The organism is Nocardiopsis sp. LDBS0036, assembly GCF_041228755.1.
In the GTDB taxonomy this organism is placed as follows: Bacteria; Actinomycetota; Actinomycetes; order Streptosporangiales; family Streptosporangiaceae; genus Nocardiopsis; species Nocardiopsis dassonvillei.
In genome coordinates, this window is the sequence record NZ_CP141103.1 from 3049645 (window position 1) to 3067468 (window position 17824).

Below are 17824 nucleotides of genomic sequence, written 5' to 3' on the forward strand. Positions count from 1 at the left end.
CACGCGGTCCCGGGAAGCGGTCCGGACCCCTCGGTGTTGAGATGACCGGACCGACCCATCGACCGTAGACGAAAGAAGGACGTGAGCGACATGACGAGCGCGGCGACCGAACAGTTCACGATGTACACCACCCCCTGGTGCGGGTACTGCAAGCGGCTCAAGAGCCAGCTCGCCCGCGAGGGGATCACCGGTCGTGAGGTGAACATCGAGGAGCACCCGGAGGCCGCGGAACTGGTCATGAGGGCCAACAACGGCAACCAGACGGTTCCGACGCTGGTCTTCAGCGACGGTGCGGCGATGACCAACCCGTCGCTCGCTCAGGTGAAGCAGAAACTGGCCGAGCTGTCGTAGGACGGTACGCGGGCCGCGGACCACGCCCCAGGGCGGGTCCCGCGGCCCGCACCGCGGGGCCCGCCTTCGGCGGTGCACCTCCGACGGCGCTCGGGTCACCAAGGACTCGGACGATGACGACGGGGAGTGTGGAGTTGGGGGAGGACATGAGGCCTCATGACATTGCGGTCGCCGACACGGTGGACACCGGTGTGGTCCGCCGCACCCCGGCCGGGTGGCGGGTGGGCGACGGCGAGGAGGTGCCCGACCTGGTGAGCGCGATGGTCCTGGCGGACCTGCTGACCGGCGAGTCGGGGACCCGGACCCCGCGTTCCCAGGCGCCCGGCCGGGCGCCGGAGGGCGCTTCGGAGGTGGAGCGGCTGCGGCACACCATCGCGCAGCTGGAGCACGCGCTGCAGTCGCGCGTGGTGGTGGAGCAGGCGATCGGGGTCCTGGCGGAGCGGCACACGATGGCGCCCCGCGAGGCCTTCGAGCGGCTGCGCTCCTCGGCGCGCTCGCGCGGGCGCAAGGTGGCGGACCTGGCGCGGGACGTGGTGGAGAGCAGCACGAGCCCCCTCACCGTGCTGCCCGACGAACTGGGCGCCTCCCCCGGTTCGCGCTAGCGCGGCGACGGGCCGGGCGGGGCCCCGAGCGAAACCCCGAAAGGCCCCGGCCCCGCCCCGGGCGCGTCCCCGCTCCCCGCTCCCGGCCCTGCGGGCGGCGGCTCCCGGCCGCCGCGGGGCCGGGAGCGGCCGTCGGCCCGGGGTCACCAGCCGCCGGGGAGCTCCGAGCCGTACCAGTGCTCGATGAGGGTGCGGGCGATCGAGACCCGCCCGGGCAGCAGGATCTCCTCCGCGTGCACGGCCTCGGCCAGTTCGGCGCGGGTGAACCACCGGGTGACGCCGATCTCGTCGTCGGTGCGCTCGGTCTCGCCCACGGCCCGCGCGGTGTAGCCCACCATCAGGCTGCGCGGGAAGGGCCAGGGCTGCGAGGACAGGTAGCGCGGGCGCTCGACCACGATCCCCGCCTCCTCGGCGACCTCGCGGACCACGGCCTGCTCCAGCGACTCCCCCGCGTCCACGAACCCGGCCAGCACCGAGAAGCGGCGGGCGTCCCAGTTCGGGTTGTTGCCGAGCAGCATCTCCTCGCGGCCGTCGCGCTCGCGGTGCACCAGCATGATCACCGCCGGGTCCATCCGGGGGTACTGCTCGGTGCCCTCCCGATCGCACACGCGCACGTGCCCGGCCGCGGCCGGGGTGGTGCGGGAGCCGCAGCGGGGGCAGAACCCGTGGGTGGCGTTCCAGTTCGCGAGGGCGACGGCGCGGGTCATCAGCCCGGTGTCGCGGTCGCCCAGGAGCGCGCCGATCTCGCGCAGGGAGGCCGGGGCGGTCCGTTCGGTGGCGGTGAGCTCCCGGCCGGAGCGGACCGCGAAGTAGGCGTCCCGTCCGTCGGTGCCCAGCAGGTAGCGCTCGCCCTCGGGCGCCTCGTCCGGGGGGACCAGGACCAGTCGGGGTTCGTCCCCGGTGGTGATCAGGGCCCGGGACTGCTTGGCCATGACGGCCCGCCAGCCGTGGGCGACGGGGTCCCCGCCCTCCAGGACCAGCACCCGGGTGCCGGGGGCCGCCCACGCCTCGGCCAGCCACTCCCCGTCCAGGCGCCGGTGCGCGGCGGGGTCGACGGAGAAGCGGGAGAGGGAGGGAGTCGCGTCGGCGTCCATGGGTCCTTCCGGGTCGGCGGGCCGCCTGGCGGGGCCCGTGTCCACAACGTGCATAACACCCGTCGGGGCCGCGCGCATCCTGGCGCGGCCCCCGCGCGCGGCGGATTCCCCGTGGGCGGGTCGGCACCGTGTGCGGAGCGGGCCCCGGCGCCGCGCGGTCACGGCTCAGCCGAGGCCGCCGAGCTCCTCCCACAGGTAGGCGGCGCTCTCGGCCCCCTTGAGCAGCAGGGGGATCTCCACCTTCTCGTTGGGGGCGTGGATGCGGTCCTCGTCCAGGCCGACGGCGAGGAAGACCAGCGGCGCCCCGAGGATGTCGGCGATGTCGGCCTCGGGGCCGCTGCCGCCCTCGCGGGTGAACAGGACCTGGGTGCCGAAGGCGCGCTCCATGGCCGAGCGGGCCGCCTTCAGCGCGGTGGAGGACAGGTCGGAGGCGCAGGCGCGCACGCCCGGCCCGCCGAACTCCGTCTCGGCGCGCAGACCCTCGGGGACGGCCGCCTCGACGTGGGCGCGGACGCGGTCCTGCACGTGCAGCGGGTCCTGGCCGGGCACCAGGCGGAAGCTGACCTTGGCGTGCGCGGAGCGAGGGACGATGGTCTTGCCGCCCGAGCCGGTGTGGCCGCCCCACATGCCGTTGATCTCGGCGGTCGGGCGCAGCCAGATCCGCTCCAGCGTGCTGTAGCCCTTCTCGCCCCAGGTGGCGGTGGAGGCGGCGGTGGCCAGCCACTCGCGCTCGTCGAAGGGCAGCCGGGCGATGAGTTCGCGCTCCTCCCGGCTGGCCTCGACCACCCCGTCGTAGAAGCCGGGGACCGCCACCCGGCCGTCCTCGTCGTGCAGGCCGGACAGCAGGTCGCTCATGGCCTTGAGCGGGTTGGGCACGGCGCCGCCGAAGGAGCCGCTGTGCAGGTCGCGCTCGGGGCCGTACAGGCTGATCTCCACGTCGGTGACGCCGCGCATGCCCACGCACATGGACGGGGTGTCGGCCGCCCACATGGTGGTGTCGGAGATGACGACGACGTCGCAGGCCAGGCGGTCGCGGTTGGCGCGCATCAGGTCGGCGAAGTGGACCGAGCCCGACTCCTCCTCGCCCTCCACGAGCAGCTTGACCGTGACGGGCGGGGCGTCGGCGCCGGATGCGGCCAGGGCGGCGCGCACGCCGAGGGCGTGGAAGAGCACCTGCCCCTTGTCGTCGGAGGCCCCGCGCGCGAACAGGGAGGTGCCGCGCTCGGTGGGCACGAACGGGTCGGTCTCCCACTCCTGGACCGGGTCGACGGGCTGGACGTCGTGGTGTCCGTAGACGAGCACCGTGGGGGCGTCGGGGTCGGCGGCGGGCCACTCGGCGAACACGGCGGGCAGGCCGGGGGTCTGCCACACCTCGACGGTGGGGAAGCCGGTCGCGGTGAGGTGGTCGGCGAGCCACCGGGCGGAGCGGACCACGTCGGGGTGGTGCGCGGGGTCGGCGGAGATGGAGGGGATCGCCAGCCACTCCTTGAGGGAGGAGACGAACTCGTCCCGGTGTGCCTCGATGTGGGCGCGTACGTCCATGGGACCGTCCTTGCTCGACGTCGTTGTCGGGAACGAGCCTAGGACCTGCGCGAACCGCCTCGGCACGCGGGCCGGGAGCCCCGCGCGCCCGTCCCCGGTCCGGTCCCGGTCCGGTCCCGGTCCGGCCCGGGGGGGCTCGGGAGCCCGGCCGCCAGGGGCGGCGGAGCCGCGGGGGACGGGGAACTCCTCGGCTCGCGGGACACTCGAAGGTGCAGGGGCGGGACGCGCCCGCCCGCCGACGAGAGGAATGCACGTGGACACCGTTCCCGCCACCGCGGTCGCCGAGAGGTTCGGCCGCCTCTTCGACACGCTGGACACCGACCGCGACGGGGCCATCACCTGGGACGACTACCAGCGCCTGGTCGACCGCTACACGAAGGGGTACGCGCTGGACCTGAGCGACCGCCGGGCCCAGGCCGTCCACGCCTCCTACCAGATGCTCTGGCTGGAGCTGCTGCGCCACGGCTCACCCGCCCAGGCGCGCCTGGACCGGGATGCGTTCGTCGCGGCGATGCACGCGGCCTCCGAGGACCGCAGCCGGTTCAACATGACCGAGGGCGTGGCCGAGGCGGTCTTCGACCTGCTCGACACCGACGACGGCGGGTCGATCAGCGAGGCGGAGTACGTCAGGTACGCCGAGGTCCTGGGGGCCTCCTCCTCCGACGCCCTGGACCGGTTCAGGGCCCTGGACACCGACGGCGACGGGTTCATCGGCCGCGCGGAGTTCGTCCTGTCGGCCCGGGAGTACCTCTTCGGCGAGGACTCCGACGCCCCGGGCGGGTTCGTCTTCGGCGTGATCTGAGCCCTCCCGCCGGTCCCGCGCGCGGTTCCTCCGGCGCGCGGGGCCGACGGCCGCGCACGGGTCGGCGGTGGCCCGGGAGGGCCGGGGTCAGCTGCCGGTGGCCTCGCGCCAGGCGTCGAGGTACTCGGGCAGGTTGGCGTCGATGTCGTCCCAGTCGGGCTCGAAGACCTCCACGCCCTCCATGAGCGCCTCCAGCTCCTCGGCGCCCCCGCCCTCCACCGGGACGTCGGTGCGGGCCGGGAAGCCCCCGGCCACGGGGACGACCTGCTCCTGGGCGGCCTCGGAGAGCAGGAAGTCCAGGAGGGCGCGGCCGTTGTCGGCCTGGGGCGCGCCCTCGACCAGCCCGGCGGTGTAGGGCAGGGCGAAGGTGCTCGGCTCCCCCTCCTCGTGCGCGGGGAACCAGATGCCGAGGTTGGGCATGGTGCGGGCCTGGGCGAGGTTCATCTGGACGTCGCCGTTGGCGACGAGCAGCTCGCCCTTGTCCACCTTGGGGCCCAGCGCGCCGGTGGAGGAGGACGGGCCGACGTTGTTGGCCTGGAGCCGTCCGAGGTAGTCCATGGCGGGCTCCAGGCCGCCGAAGTCGTGCATGGTCTGGATGAGCACGGCCGTGCCGTCGCCCGCCACGCCCGGCGTCGAGTACTGGAGGCGGCCCTCGAAGCGGGGGTCGAGCAGGTCGTCCCAGGTGGCGGGCGGCTCCTCCAGCTCCTCGGTGTTGTAGGTGAGGCAGAAGTAGTTGTCGACGATCGTGGTCCACCTCCCGTCGGGGTCCTTGGTCCCGACGTGCTCGGAGCCCTGCGGCTCGTACTGCTGGAGCAGGCCCATGCCGTCGGCCTGCTGGATGAAGGGCGGCAGGGTGATGATGACGTCGGCCTGCGGGTTGGCGGTCTCGCGCCCGGCGCGCTGGACGATCTCGCCCGAGCCCCCCTCGACGTACTGGACGGTGACGCCGGTCTCGGCCTCGAAGTCGGCGAAGACCTGGTCGAGCCAGCCGGTGCCCTCCTCGTTGCGCAGGCCGTCGGCGGTGTAGACGGTGACGGTGTCGGCGGGGTCGGAGGCGGCGCAGGAGGTCAGGGCTCCGGCGAGGGCGAACGCGGCGGTGGCGGCGGACACGCGGGCGGCGGTCGTGCGGACGGCGGGCATGGCGGGCCTTCCTGGGAGAAGGAGAAGAGGTCAGCGGTAGGCGGCGCGGGTGCGCACGCGGGACAGCAGCAGCAGGACGGCCAGGGTGGCGGCCATCAGGACGATGGCGGAGGCAGCCCCGGAGAAGAGGGCGCCCCGGTCGGTGGCGGCGTAGATCTGGACCGGCAGCGGCATCCAGCTGGGCGGGTAGAGCATCATCGTGGCGCTCAGTTCGCCCATGGACAGGGCGAAGCAGAGCCCGGCGGCGGCGCTGAGCGAGGGCAGCAGCAGGGGCAGCCGCACCTGGAACAGCACCCGCGCCGGGCGGGCGCCGAGGGAGGCGGCCACCTGGGCGTAGGCCGGGTCGAGCCGGTCCAGGGCGGCGGAGACCGACTGGTGGGCGAAGGCCGTCACCAGCACGGTGTGCGCCATGACCACGATGGTTCGGGTGCCGTTGAGCAGCACGGGCGGTTGGCTGAAGGCCACCAGCAGGGCCAGTCCGACGACCACCGTGGGGACCGCGACGGGCAGCATGAAGAGGGCGTCCAGGACGGCCCTGCCGCGTCGGCGCAGCGCGTGCGCGGTCAGCGCGGACCAGGTCCCGGCCACCAGGGCCAGGACGCTGGCGGTGGCGGCGGTGACCGCGCTGACGCGCAGCGCCTCCAGGGTGGAGCCCCGGGACAGTCCGGCGAAGTTGTCCAGGGTGGGCCCCGAGGGCAGGACGCCGCTCCAGTTGGTGGACACCGACGCGGTGACGATGACGCCGAGCGGGAGCAGGAACAGCGGCAGGACGAGCGCGGCGAACAGCGCCCACACGACCCGGCGGGCGGGTCGGCTATGCACGAGCACGGCGGCCTCCGGAGGGTGCGCGCAGCCGGGCGGTGGCCGCGCGGTAGACGAGGTAGAGCGAGACCGACAGGGCCGCGTTGACCGTGGCCACGACGCAGGCGGTGGTGTAGTCGGCCTCCAGGATCGCCGCGCTGTAGACGAGCATCGGCAGGGTCACCACGTCCTTGGCCCCGGTGAACAGGACGATCGCGAACTCGTTGAGGCACAGCACCAGCACGAGCGCGCCTCCGGCGGCGAGCGCGGGCAGGGCCTCGGGCAGGATGACGGCCCGCACGATCCTGAGGGGGCGGGCCCCCAGGGAGGAGGCGACCTCGATCTGCGCGGTGTCGAGCTGGGCGAACGCGGCGAGCAGCGGCCGCATGACGAACGGCGTGAAGTAGGTGATCTCCGCCAGGATCACGCCCCAGGGTGTGGCGAGGAAGCTGATCGGCCCGGTCCCGGCCCCGGTGACCTCCGTCCACGCGCCGTTGGCCACGCCCACGGTGCCGTAGAGGAACAGCAGCGCGAGGGTGATGAGGAAGGACGGGAAGGACAGGTAGGTGTCGATGAACCGGGCGGTGGCCCCGCTGCCCGGGAAGGGCACGAACGCCACGACCAGGGCCAGGAGGAAGCCCAGGACCAGGCAGCCCAGCGTGGCGGTGACCGCGATGAACACGGTGGTGGCCAGCGCGGACCGGAAGGACTCCGAGCCCAGGACGTCGGCGTGGTGGGCGAGGGTGAGTCCGCCCCCGGGCGCGGTGACCGACTCCAGGGCGACGAGGACGAGCGGGTACAGGAACACCAGGGCGAGCAGCACGACGGGCGGCACCGCCCACACCCACACGGGGAGGGTGCGGGGCGCCCGGGCCGGGGCGTCCCCGCCCGCGGGGGGCGCGGGCGCGGTGCCCGCCGGGGTCGGCGCGGTCCGGACGTTCACGAGGCCTCCTCCTCCGGCAGCAGGACGGCGTCCCGGCGGGCGAAGCCGAGCGTGACCGCCGCACCGGTCTCGGGCGGGGTCCGCATCTCCCGGAGTTCGGCGGTGACGGGGACGCCGTCGACCAGGACGGTGACCCGGTGGGTGGAGCCGCGCCACTGGACGTCGGTGACCCGGCCCTCCAGGGTGTGCTCGCCCTCGCCGAGGGCGAGCCGGTGCGGGCGCAGGCACACGCGCAGCCCGTCGCCGTCGCCGGTGCCGGGCGGCAGGTCGCCGGGGTCGGCCTCCAGGACGGTGCCGCAGCAGTGCACGCGTCCGTCGGCCAGGCTCGCGGGCAGCAGGTTGGCGCCGCCGACGAAGCGGGCGGTGAACGGCGTCCGGGGGCGCTGGTAGAGGCGCTCGGGCGTGTCGCAGTCGCGCAGCCGGGCCCGGTCCAGGACCGCCACCCGGTCGGCCAGGGTGAGCGCCTCGCTCTGGTCGTGGGTGACGTACAGGACCGTGACGTCGGGGAGTTCGCGGTGCAGGCGGGCCAGTTCGGCGAGCATGTCCGAGCGCAGCTGGGCGTCGAGCGCGGACAGCGGCTCGTCCAGCAGCAGCACGCCGGGGCGGATGGCCAGGGCGCGGGCGATGGCCACCCGCTGCTGCTGTCCGCCGGACAGCTCGCGCGGGTGGCGGCGCGCGTAGTCCCCCATCCCGGTCATGGCCAGCGCCTCGGCGACCCGTCCGGCGATCTCGCGGCGGGGCACGCCCTGCGCCCTCAGCCCGAAGGCGACGTTCTGGTCCACCCGCATGTGGGGGAAGAGGGCGTAGCTCTGCACGACCATGCCCACGCCCCGCAGGTGCGGCGGCAGGCCGGTGACGTCGCGCCCGCCGAGCAGGACGCGCCCGGAGGCGGGGCGGACGAACCCGGCGACGGCGCGCAGCGCGGTGGTCTTGCCCGAGCCGGAGGGCCCCAGCAGCGCCATGAACTCGCCGGGTTCGACGGTGAGGTCGAGGTCGTCCAGGACCACGGTCTCCCCGTAGGCGACGCTGACGCGGTCGAAGCGGATGCCCACGGGTTCAGCCCTCCCTCGACGCGAGCAGTCCGGGCAGGTCCGCCACGCCGTCCAGGACGTGGGTGGCCCCGGCCGCGCGCAGGGCGTCGTCGTCGTGGGCGCCGGTGCGGACCCCGGCGGCGACCGAGGCCCCCGCGCTCAGCCCGCTGCGGATGTCGGAGGCGGTGTCGCCGACGACGGCGACGGCGGCCACGGAGGAGACCCGCGCGCGCAGGGCGGCGGTGAGCACCATGTCGGGGTGGGGGCGTCCGCGCCCGCCCGCGTCGGCGGGGCACAGGACGAGGTCGGCGGCCTCCCGCCAGCCCAGGGCGCTCAGGATGCGCTCCTGGGTGTCGCGGGAGAAGCCGGTGGTCAGGGCGGTCGTGCGGCCCTGGGCGCGCAGCTCGCGCAGGGCGTCCTCGGCTCCGGGCAGGGGCGCGCAGCGGCCCTCGTCCACCAGGCGGGCGTAGGCACGCTCGAAGGCGCGGTTGGCCTCCTGGGCGCGGTCCTCGTCGCCGCACAGGTGGCGGAAGACGGTGATCTTGGACTCGCCCATGGTGGCGCGCACGTACGCGGCGGCCTCGGGGGTGTGGTCGGGCAGGGCCGCCTCGAAGGCCGCCTCGACGAGGCCGTCGTCGGCGACGGTGGTGCCCGCCATGTCCAGGACGACGAGTTCGACGGGCGGGGCGGGGACGGTGGTGGAGTGCATGGTTACCAGCCCAGTTCGTTGGCGGTGGTCTCGGCGATGGCCGGGGAGCAGGTCATCCCCCGCCCGCCCGGTCCGGTGACCAGCCAGGCGTCGGGGCCCACGGGGGCGCGGTGGACGACCCGGGAGGGGTCGGCGCACTGGGCGTAGACGCCCGCCCAGCGCCGGCGGATCGGGGGCAGCGGTCGGCCCAGGAGGCGGCTGGCGACACCGGCGAGGTGCTCGTAGGGGTCCTCGGCGGTGTCGAAGGAGAAGGGCGCGTCGTACTCGTGGGTGTCGCCGATGGTCAGGGAGCCGTCGGCGCGCTGGACCATGAGCAGCTGCATGCGGTGGTCGCGCGCGGTGGGCGGCTGGGGCTGGGCCTCGTCGAGGGAGTCCAGTTCGGGGCCCCGGTAGGCGGGGTAGTAGCGGAAGCTGTCGCCGTCGGCGACGGAGGTGGTGAGGGTCTCGCCCAGGGGCTCGGTCTGCGCCATCTGGAGGCGGACGCGGCGCACGGGCAGGTCGGGGACGAGTTCGCGGACCAGGCCGCCGAGCCAGGCGCCGGTGCACAGGACGACGGCGTCGCCCCGGTGGACCTGCCCGTGGTCGTCGCGGACGGCGCCCGGTCCGGCCAGGTCGCGGACCTCGCGCCCGGTCAGGAGGGTGTAGCGGCCGCTGCGGCCGAGTTCGGCCTGGAGGGCGGCCTGGGCGGTGCGGGGTTCGACCTGGGCGTCGCTGCGGCACCACAGGGCGCCGAGGTGGTCGCCGCGCAGGGCCGGGTTGACCTCGCGGGTCCGCTCCGGGCTGAGGAGTTCGTAGCCGCGCTCGGCGGCTTCGGAACCCCCGGCCGCCGCCTCGGCCACGGCCAGTTCGTGGCCGGTGGTGGCGACGGTGAGGGAGCCGGAGGCCCGGAAGCCCAGGGCGGGGACGCGTTCGGCGATCTCCTGCCACAGGACGCGGGCCCGGCGGGCGGCCTCCAGTTCGGGGCCGGGAGCGCGTCCGCCGACCCAGACGAGGCCGAAGTTGCGGACGGAGGCGCCGCGGGCGGCCGCCTCCCGTTCGAGGTGGACGACCTCGTGACCTCGGGAGACGGCGTGCCAGGCGTGCATGGTGCCGAGGACTCCGGCACCGACGATGATCACTCGCATGGTCCGAGGTTCGCCGGTGCGGATGGAGGCGACCGAGCGCGGCGGGGACGTCCCGGTGAACCGGGGTCAAACTTTGGACCAGACCCGTTACCTTTTCGATACAAAAGCGCCCGGCGGACGGGGCCGCGGTCCGGTGCCCGCCAGCGGACTCCCCTACTCGCGCCCGTCCCCGGCCAGGTGGACGCTGAAGCTGAACCGGTCGCCCCGGTAGAGCGAGCGCACCCGTTCGAAGGGGCCGCCCTTCTCGTCCCGGGAGACGCGGTGGATGAGCAGCATCGGCAGCGCCGGAGGGGTACCGATGAGCAGGGCCTCGCGCGGGGTGGCCAGCACGGTCTCCAGGCGCTCGTCGGCGTCGCCGAACGTGATGCCGACCCTGTCGGCGAGGTAGCCGTAGAAGGTGGAGTCCGGGTCGAAGTCCACGTCCAGGCGGGGCACGCGCGCCACCGCGATGTAGGTGGACTCCAGCCCCACCCGCTCGTCGTCGGCCAGCAGCACCCGCTCCAGGTGCCAGACCGGCTCGCCCGGGCTCAGGTGCAGCTCCTCGGCCAGCCGGGGCGGGCACGGCCAGCTGCGCAGGTCGATGAGGGAGCGGCCCGGCCGCCGCCCCTGGCGGCGCACGCCCTCGGTGTAGCTGGCCAGGGACAGGGGCTGCTCCAGCTTGGGGCCGGCCACCACCGTGCCGCGCCCGCGGCGGCTGAGCCTGCCCTCCAGCAGGAGGTCGCGCAGCGCCTGGCGGACCGTCTCGCGGGCCGCGCCGAAGCGCTCGGCCAGCTCGCGTTCGGTGGGCAGCGGCTGGCCCACCACCAGCCCGGACACCAGCTCGGTGAGCTGTATCCGGACCGCGTAGTACTTGGGGACGCGCCCGTGCTCGGGGACGCCCGCGCGCACGGGGGCGCCGCTGTCCTGGGGGATTCCTGGGATCGACACGCGGGTCATTGTCCACCACACCGGTGAACGGACGGCGACCCGCGGCGGTGGCGGACCTCTCACCCGGGTTCGGGTACGGCGTCGATGAGCGCGGCCAGTCCCTCGGCGTCGAGCAGGTCCGCGGGGCGCACGGTCAGCCCGGCCCGCACGTAGTGGAAGGCGGCGCTCACCTCCTCCAGGGAGACCCCGGCCAGATCGGCCCAGGCCAGCCGGTAGGCGGCCAGCTGCACGCCCACGGCGCGGCGCTCGGGGCCGTTGCCGGGCGGGCTCCCGGTCTTCCAGTCCACCACGTCGTAGCGGCCGGAGGCGGGGTCGTGGAAGACCGCGTCCATGCGCCCCCGCACGAGCCGGTCGCCGATGACCGTCTCGAAGGGCACCTCCACCTCGACGGGCACGCGCGAGCCCCACTCGCTCTCCTCGAAGCGGCTCTGGAGGTCGGCGAGGTCCTCGTCCTGACCAGCCGTCTCGTCGGCGGCGCCGGGCAGCTCGTCCAGCAGGGCGGCGCGCTGGCCGAACCGCTGCTCCAGCCAGGCGTGGAACGCGGTGCCCCGGCGCGTGTGCGGCGCGGGCGGGCGCGGCAGCGGCCTGCGGATCTGCCGGGCCAGGGCGGAGGGGTCGCGGGCCAGCCACACCATGGACGACACCGACAGGTGCGCGGGCAGCTCGACCTGGACCGTGCCGTCCCCGGATCCCGGCCCCTCGGCGCGGCGGTGGGCGAGCAGCAGCTCGGTGTCGCGCTCCCAGCCCCCGATGCGGCGGCGCAGCCCGGGCGGCGGCGCGGCCTCCTCCGCGGGGTCGGCCTCCCCCGCGAGCAGGCGGGCGCGGGCGCGCTCGACCATGGCCGCGCCCTCGGCGATCTGGGCGCGGCGGTCGCGCGGCCGGTCCGGTTCGGCGCCCTCCTCCGGGGGGCCGGAGCCGTCGTCCTCCTGCGGCGGCCACACGGCCGTGCCGTCGTCCTCCTCCTCGTAGGGGTTGTCGTCGGGGTCGGGCCTGGGCTCCCAGTGCGCGACCTCCCCGGCGCCGCCCTCGCAGGCGAGGCGGATCTCCTCCAGGAACGGGGAGGGCCCGCGCTCGCTCGCGGCGTCGGTGCCCCACCAGTGGCCGGTGCACAGCAGGGCGAAGGAGGCGCGGGTGACGGCGACGTAGGCCAGCCGCCGCTCCTCCAGCAGGTGGCGCTCGCGTTCGGCCTCCTTGAACGCCTCGATGCCCTTCTTGTCCACCGCCAGGAGTTCGGGCAGGTTCTGGCGGTCGCCGCGCAGCCGGTAGGGCAGCAGGTGCTCGCCCTTGATCCACATGTCGCCCTCGGACAGGCTCGTGGGGAACAGCGGGGCGTACTTGCCGCCGCTGACGCCGGGCACGACCACCACGGGCCACTGGAGCCCCTTGGAGGCGTGCACGGTCATGAGCTTGACGGTGTCGCTTCCGCCGACGCGCTCGCCGGGGGCCAGGCCGCTCTCCCGTTCCGATGCGGCCCTGAGGTAGCTGAGGAAGCTGCCGAGGGTGGGGTCCTCGCTGCTCCCGGCGAAACGGACCGCGTGGTCGACGAAGGCGTCCAGGTCGGCGCGGGCGGACAGGGGGTCGCGGCCGCTGCGGGCGCCCACCTCGATGTCCAGTCCGAGCATCCGCTCGGTCTCGGTGACCAGGTCGGGCAGCGGCTGGCCCACGAGCTTGCGCAGGGAGCGCAGCTCCTCGGCGAGGCGGCCCAGGCGCTCGTAGGCGGTCGCGGAGTACCTCTCGGCGGGGCCGGGGTCGTCCACGGCGTCCACCAGGCTGCCGCTCTCGGCGGTCAGGTCCAGGACCGTGCGGCGCAGGATGTCGTCCTCGGCGCTCTGGTCGGGCTCGGGCCCGGTGAGGTCGCGCCGGGTCTGGCGGGCCAGCTCGGCGGCGCGGGCCCCGAGGGCGGCCAGGTCGCGCGGGCCGATCCGCCAGCGCGGCCCGGTGAGGAGGCGGGCGAGCTCGTTGCCCGCGGAGGCGTCGTGGACCACGCGCAGGGTGGCGATGATGTCGCGGACCTCGGGCACCATCATGAGCCCGCCCAGGCCGACCACCTCCACCGGGATGTCCAGCTCCTCCAGGGCCTCCCGGATCGCCGGGAACTGCGAGCGCTTGCGGCACAGCACGGCGACGTCGCCGGGGCTGACGCCGCCGTCCGCGGCGCCGCCCGACTCCCCCGGCGGCCAGGGCAGCCCGTCGGGGGCGGTCGTGGCGCTGCCCGCCCGGCCGGGGGCGGCGCGCAGGTAGCCGGCGACCTGCTCGGCGATCCACCGCGCCTCCTCCCGCTGCCCGATGAACAGACCGGTCCGGACGGCGCCGCGGCCGCGCCGGGCCGGGCCGGGGTAGAGCACGGGCACCTCGGCGCTCTCCGCGCGCAGCGGCTCGGAGATGTGCTTGGCCACCTCCAGGATCCTCTCGCCGTTGCGGAAGCTGGTGGCCAGGCGGCGCACGGACGCGGCCCGGCCCGGCGCGGCCGGGAAGTCGTTGGGGAAGTTGGCGAGGTTGGCGGCGATGGCCCCGCGCCAGCCGTAGATGGACTGGCAGGGGTCCCCGACGGCGGTCACGGCGTGGCCCTCGCCGAACAGCGCGCGCAGCAGCACGAGCTGGGCGTGGCTGGTGTCCTGGTACTCGTCCAGCAGCACCACGCGGAACCGGCCCCGTTCGATGAGGCCGACCTCCGGGTGGTTCTGGGCGATGCGCGCGGCCAGGGACACCTGGTCGCCGAAGTCCATGGCCTCGCGCACGTGCTTGGCGTGCTCGTAGCCCTCCACGAGCGGCAGGAGCTGTTCGCGGCGCAGCTGGGCGTTGAGCAGGTTGCGGGTGGGCACCGCGGGTTTGCGCGGCAGGGCGTCGACGGCCGCGCGCAGCCACCGGCCGATGCCGCGCACCTGCTCGGTGGTGGTGAGGTGGTCGGCGATCTGCCCGGACAGCTCCAGGACCCGGCGGGTGACGGTGTCGGCCCCGACCGTGATCAGGTCCATGGGACCGTCGTACTCGCCCACGACGCGGGCGGCGATCTGCCAGGCCTGCCCCTCGCTGAGCAGCCGGGAGGTGGGCTCGACGGCCTCGCGCAGGGCGTGGTCGGCGACGATGCGCCCGGCGTAGGCGTTGTAGGTGGACACGGTGGGCTCGCCGTCGAGCAGCTCCTCGGGCAGCTGTTCGGTGGCGCGCAGCTGCTCCAGGCGTTTGCGCACGCGCTCGGCCAGCTCGGCGGTGGCCTTGCGGGTGAAGGTCAGGCCGAGGATCTGCTCGGGGCGCACGTGGCCGTTGGCGACCAGCCACACCACGCGCGAGGCCATGGTCTCGCTCTTGCCGGACCCGGCGCCCGCGATGACCACGCCCGGCTCCAGCGGGGCGCAGATGACCTCGGACTGCTCGGCGGTGGGCTCGGGCTGGCCGAGGAGGCGGGCGAGTTCCGGGGGCGAGAAGCGGGGAGGAGGAGCGGGAGCGGGTTCGGGTTCGGGGTGGGGGCGGGACGGGGACCGGCGGGGGTGGGGGTGGGTTTCAGACATGTCTGCCCTCGTCCTGAACCGGGCAGCAGGCGCGCACGGCGCACGACCTGCATCCCTTGTTGCGTGTCGCGGTGAATCGGGATCCGCCCATGCCGGTGGCGACCTCGCGCACCAGCGTCCCGGCCCATCCGGGGTCGGGGTCCTCGCTCAGGGGCGGCTGGGGTTGTTCCCGGGCCCTCTGGATCTTCTCGCCGACCTGCACGAGCGCGGCGCCGCCCGGCTCGGTGAGGCCGAGCTTGGCGAAGGCGCCCTTGAGCACGGCCATCTGGTAGACGCCGAGCTGGGGGTGGTGGGCCAGGTCGTCGGCCTTGTTCTTCCCGGTCTTGATGTCCACGACCACGGCCCTGCCCTGGTCGTCGCGTTCGAGGCGGTCCACGCGGCCGGTGATCTCGATGCCGCCCACGTCCACCCGGAAGCCCTCCTCGGTGACGACGAGTTCGCGGTCGTTGGCGGCCTCCCAGTCCACGAGCTTGCGGACCATCGTGTCGGCGCGGTCGCGCTGCGCCCTGGCCTGCCAGGGGCCGCCGAAGTCCAGGTCGGCCCAGATCTCGTCCATGCGCCCGCTGATCTCGTCGGGGGTGCTGCCCTGGGCGACCAGGACGGCGACCGCGTGCACGACGGTGCCCAGGGCCGAGGCCGAGTCGCCGGAGGAGGCCCCGGCGGCGCGTTCGAGGAGCCAGCGCAGCTGGCAGTTGGTGAAGCTCTCCACCTGGGAGGGCGAGACGCGGATGGTGTCCTCCTCCTCGGCCAGGGGCCGGTCGTCGGTGAAGGGGGTGAGCGCGTACCACTCCGCGGGGTCGGCGCCGCGCACGCCCTCCTCGGCCAGGCGGGCCAGGTGGGTGGCGGCGGCCTCGCGCAGCGGTTCGGGGGCGCCGGGGTCGGTGACCACCGAGCGCAGGTCGGCGACGAGCGAGGGCAGGGACAGCCAGCGCAGGCCGGTGCTGACCGGCTCGGGCTCGCCCACGCCCATCTCGTTCAGGAAGCGCGAGGGCCGCTCGTCGGTGTCCTCCCCGCCCACGGCGGTCACCACCAGGGTGCGGCGGGCGCGGGTGAGGGCCACGTAGAACAGGCGGCGCTCCTCGTCCAGGAGTTTGGAGGCCAGGGCAGCTCCGGAGGAGTCGGCGGAGTGCACGTCGGTGTCGACGAGTTCCTCCACGCCGAGCAGGGAACCGCGCAGGCGCAGGTCGGGCCAGTCGCCCTCCTGGGCTCCGGCGACCACGACCAGGCCCCACTCCAGGCCCTTGGAGCGGTGGGCGGTGAGGATGCGCACCGCCTCGCCCTCGGGCGCGCGCTCGGCGAGGCTGTCGCCGGGGATCTCCTGGGCGGCGAGGTCCTCCAGGAACCCCGCGGGACTGCCGGGGGGCAGCCGGTCGCAGTAGCGGGCGGCGCTCTCGAACAGGGCGACCACGGCGTCCAGGTCGCGGTCGGCGGCGGCGCCCCGGCGGCCCCCGGCCAGGCTGGCGCGCAGCAGGCGGTCGGCCAGGCCGCTGTCGCGCCACAGCTCCCACAGGACCTGTTCGGCGTCGGCCCCCCTGGCGTTCAGGTCGCGGACGGTCCGCAGCGCCTGGGCGACACGGGTGGCGGGCGCGGCGATCTCGGGGTCGACGAGGGTGAGCTCGGCCGGGTCGCGCAGGGCGTCCACGAGCAGCTGCGCGGAGGGCCGGTAGGCGCCGCTCCTCTCCTCCCGGGCGCCTTCCCGCGAGGCGTCCCCTTCCGGGGCTCCGCCGTGGGCGCCGCCGTCGTGGGCGCGGTCCAGGTCCAGGCGGCGCAGCGCGCGCACGAGCCTGCGCAGCCGTACCGTGTCGGCCTCGCCGAAGGGGCTGGTGAGCAGTTCGCGCGCGGCGTCCTCGTCCAGCTCGGCCGGGGCCAGCCCGTAGCGGATCAGCGCGAGCATGGGGCGCACGATGGGCTCGGCGGCCACGGGCAGGTCGTCGGCGCCGACCGCGACCGGGACCGAGGCGGCGGTCAGGGCGCGGCGCAGCACCGGCAGCTGGCGGGTGGAGGAGCGCACCAGCACGGCCATGTCCGACCACGGGACGCCGTCCACCAGGTGGGCGCGGCGCAGGGTGTCGGCGATGACCGCGGCCTCCTGGGCGGCGCTGTCGGCCAGCAGCACGCGGACCTCGCCGTCGGGCACGCCCTCGGCGGGGGTCAGGTCGCGGTGCTCGTTGACGTGGCCGCGGGCGGAGGCGACCGCGGGCAGGCGCCGGGTCAGGCCGCGCGAGGCCGACAGCAGGGCGCGGCCGCTGCGGCGGCAGGTGCGCAGCGCGACCACGGGCGCCTCGGTGCGCCGCGCGGTCGGGAAGCGGCGCGGGAAGTCGAGGATGCCCCGCACCTCGGCCCCGCGGAAGGCGTAGATGGACTGGTCGGGGTCGCCGACCGCGACCAGGTCGCGGCCGTCCCCGGCCAGGGCGCGCAGGAGTTCCTCCTGGGCGGGGTCGGTGTCCTGGTACTCGTCGACGAACACCGCCTCGTGGGCGGCGCGCTCGCGCTCGCGGACCCCGGGGTCGGAGAGCAGGTTGGCGGCGACGCGCACGAGTTCGGCGTAGTTGAGCGTGGGCACGGGGGCGATGTCGAACCGGCCGGTGTAGCGGTCCAGGAACCCGGCCGCGGCCACCCAGTCGTCGCGGTCGCGGTCGCGGCCGAGCGCGGCCAGCTCGTCCGGGCCCATGCCGCGTTCCTGGGCGCGCATGAGGAAGTCGCGCAGCTCCTCGGCGAACCCGCGGGTCTCCAGGGCGGGGCGCAGGCGCTCGGGCCAGTCCGCGGCGCCGTCCAGGGCCTCGCCCCGCAGGAGTTCGCGGACCTCCATGAGCTGCTCGGGTCCCGAGAGCAGGCGCGGCGGCAGGTCGCCCATGCGCTGGAACTCGCGCCGGATCAGGGCGTAGGCGTAGCTGTGGAAGGTCAGGGCCAGCGGTTCGCGGGTGGTGCGGCGCAGCCGGGCGGTGATGCGCTCGCGCAGCTCCTGGGCGGCCTTGCGGCTGAAGGTGAGCACCAGCACGCGCGAGGGGTCCGTGCCCCGGTGGTCGATGCGGTCCACGACCGACTCGACGATCGTGGTGGTCTTGCCTGTCCCGGGACCGGCGAGCACCAGCAGGGGCCCGCCCTCGTGCTCGACCACGCGCCGCTGGTTCTCGTCCAGCACCGGCGGCGGCTGCACCTGGTGGGCGCGCCGCACGAGACGGTACGGAGATGTGTTCACACCCCCCAGTTCACCAGAGGGTGGCGACCATCCCGCACGTCATCCCCGCCACA

14 protein-coding genes are annotated in these 17824 nt (G+C 75.2%); 3 read left to right on the forward strand and 11 right to left on the reverse strand.

Features of this window, described 5'->3' with window-relative positions; all coding sequences use genetic code 11:
- Positions 1-90 precede the first annotated feature (90 nt).
- Both UIS43_RS12725 and UIS43_RS12730 read left to right on the forward strand, forming a co-directional pair.
- Positions 91-351 carry a mycoredoxin gene (locus UIS43_RS12725; RefSeq protein ID WP_013154812.1) on the forward strand — a complete coding sequence of 87 codons (261 nt, stop codon included), beginning with the start codon at positions 91-93 and terminating at the stop codon, positions 349-351.
- Positions 352-497: 146 nt separating this feature from the next.
- Positions 498-953: an ANTAR domain-containing protein gene (locus tag UIS43_RS12730; protein WP_174546883.1), complete on the forward strand. Its 456-nt coding sequence runs from the start codon at positions 498-500 to the stop codon at positions 951-953.
- 143 nt (positions 954-1096) lie between these two features.
- Here the strand turns inward: UIS43_RS12730 and nudC are convergent, their stop codons facing one another.
- A complete protein-coding gene (gene nudC, locus UIS43_RS12735; protein WP_013154814.1) occupies positions 1097-2047 on the reverse strand; it encodes an NAD(+) diphosphatase in 951 nt (316 codons plus the stop codon).
- 165 nt (positions 2048-2212) lie between these two features.
- Positions 2213-3589, reverse strand: a complete 1377-nt coding sequence (locus UIS43_RS12740; protein WP_013154815.1) for a dipeptidase — start codon at positions 3587-3589, stop codon at positions 2213-2215.
- 247 nt (positions 3590-3836) lie between these two features.
- On the opposite strand from UIS43_RS12740, the gene UIS43_RS12745 reads away from it, so the two are divergent.
- On the forward strand, positions 3837-4391 hold the full coding sequence (locus tag UIS43_RS12745) for an EF-hand domain-containing protein (protein ID WP_041552858.1): 555 nt from the start codon (positions 3837-3839) through the stop codon (positions 4389-4391).
- Between the two features lie 87 nt (positions 4392-4478).
- On the opposite strand, the gene UIS43_RS12750 is transcribed toward UIS43_RS12745, so the two are convergent.
- From UIS43_RS12750 to UIS43_RS12790, 9 genes are all read right to left on the reverse strand, one after another.
- Positions 4479-5531 carry a 2-aminoethylphosphonate ABC transporter substrate-binding protein gene (locus UIS43_RS12750; RefSeq protein ID WP_071622689.1) on the reverse strand — a complete coding sequence of 351 codons (1053 nt, stop codon included), beginning with the start codon at positions 5529-5531 and terminating at the stop codon, positions 4479-4481.
- Between the two features lie 30 nt (positions 5532-5561).
- Positions 5562-6359, reverse strand: a complete 798-nt coding sequence (locus UIS43_RS12755; protein WP_358169018.1) for an ABC transporter permease subunit — start codon at positions 6357-6359, stop codon at positions 5562-5564.
- Positions 6346-7275 (reverse strand): 2-aminoethylphosphonate ABC transporter permease subunit, encoded by a 930-nt coding sequence (locus tag UIS43_RS12760; RefSeq protein WP_071622691.1) that lies wholly within the window; start codon positions 7273-7275, stop codon positions 6346-6348. Before UIS43_RS12760 ends, UIS43_RS12755 begins: the two co-directional genes overlap by 14 nt.
- A complete protein-coding gene (locus UIS43_RS12765) occupies positions 7272-8327 on the reverse strand; it encodes an ABC transporter ATP-binding protein (protein WP_013154820.1) in 1056 nt (351 codons plus the stop codon). Before UIS43_RS12765 ends, UIS43_RS12760 begins: the two co-directional genes overlap by 4 nt.
- Before the next feature lie 4 nt (positions 8328-8331).
- The gene (locus tag UIS43_RS12770) at positions 8332-9015 is read right to left on the reverse strand and encodes a phosphonatase-like hydrolase (RefSeq protein ID WP_013154821.1); all 684 of its coding nucleotides are present in this window, start codon (positions 9013-9015) and stop codon (positions 8332-8334) included.
- A 2-nt stretch (positions 9016-9017) separates the two neighbouring features.
- A complete protein-coding gene (locus UIS43_RS12775) occupies positions 9018-10133 on the reverse strand; it encodes a TIGR03364 family FAD-dependent oxidoreductase (protein ID WP_041552860.1) in 1116 nt (371 codons plus the stop codon).
- A gap of 159 nt (positions 10134-10292) precedes the next feature.
- The gene (locus UIS43_RS12780; RefSeq protein ID WP_013154824.1) at positions 10293-11075 is read right to left on the reverse strand and encodes a GntR family transcriptional regulator; all 783 of its coding nucleotides are present in this window, start codon (positions 11073-11075) and stop codon (positions 10293-10295) included.
- A 50-nt stretch (positions 11076-11125) separates the two neighbouring features.
- On the reverse strand, positions 11126-14572 hold the full coding sequence (locus UIS43_RS12785) for an ATP-dependent helicase (RefSeq protein WP_370013185.1): 3447 nt from the start codon (positions 14570-14572) through the stop codon (positions 11126-11128).
- Entirely contained in the window at positions 14565-17747 is a 3183-nt protein-coding gene (locus UIS43_RS12790) for an ATP-dependent helicase (RefSeq protein ID WP_370013248.1), read from the reverse strand. Before UIS43_RS12790 ends, UIS43_RS12785 begins: the two co-directional genes overlap by 8 nt.
- Positions 17748-17824: the final 77 nt, after the last annotated feature.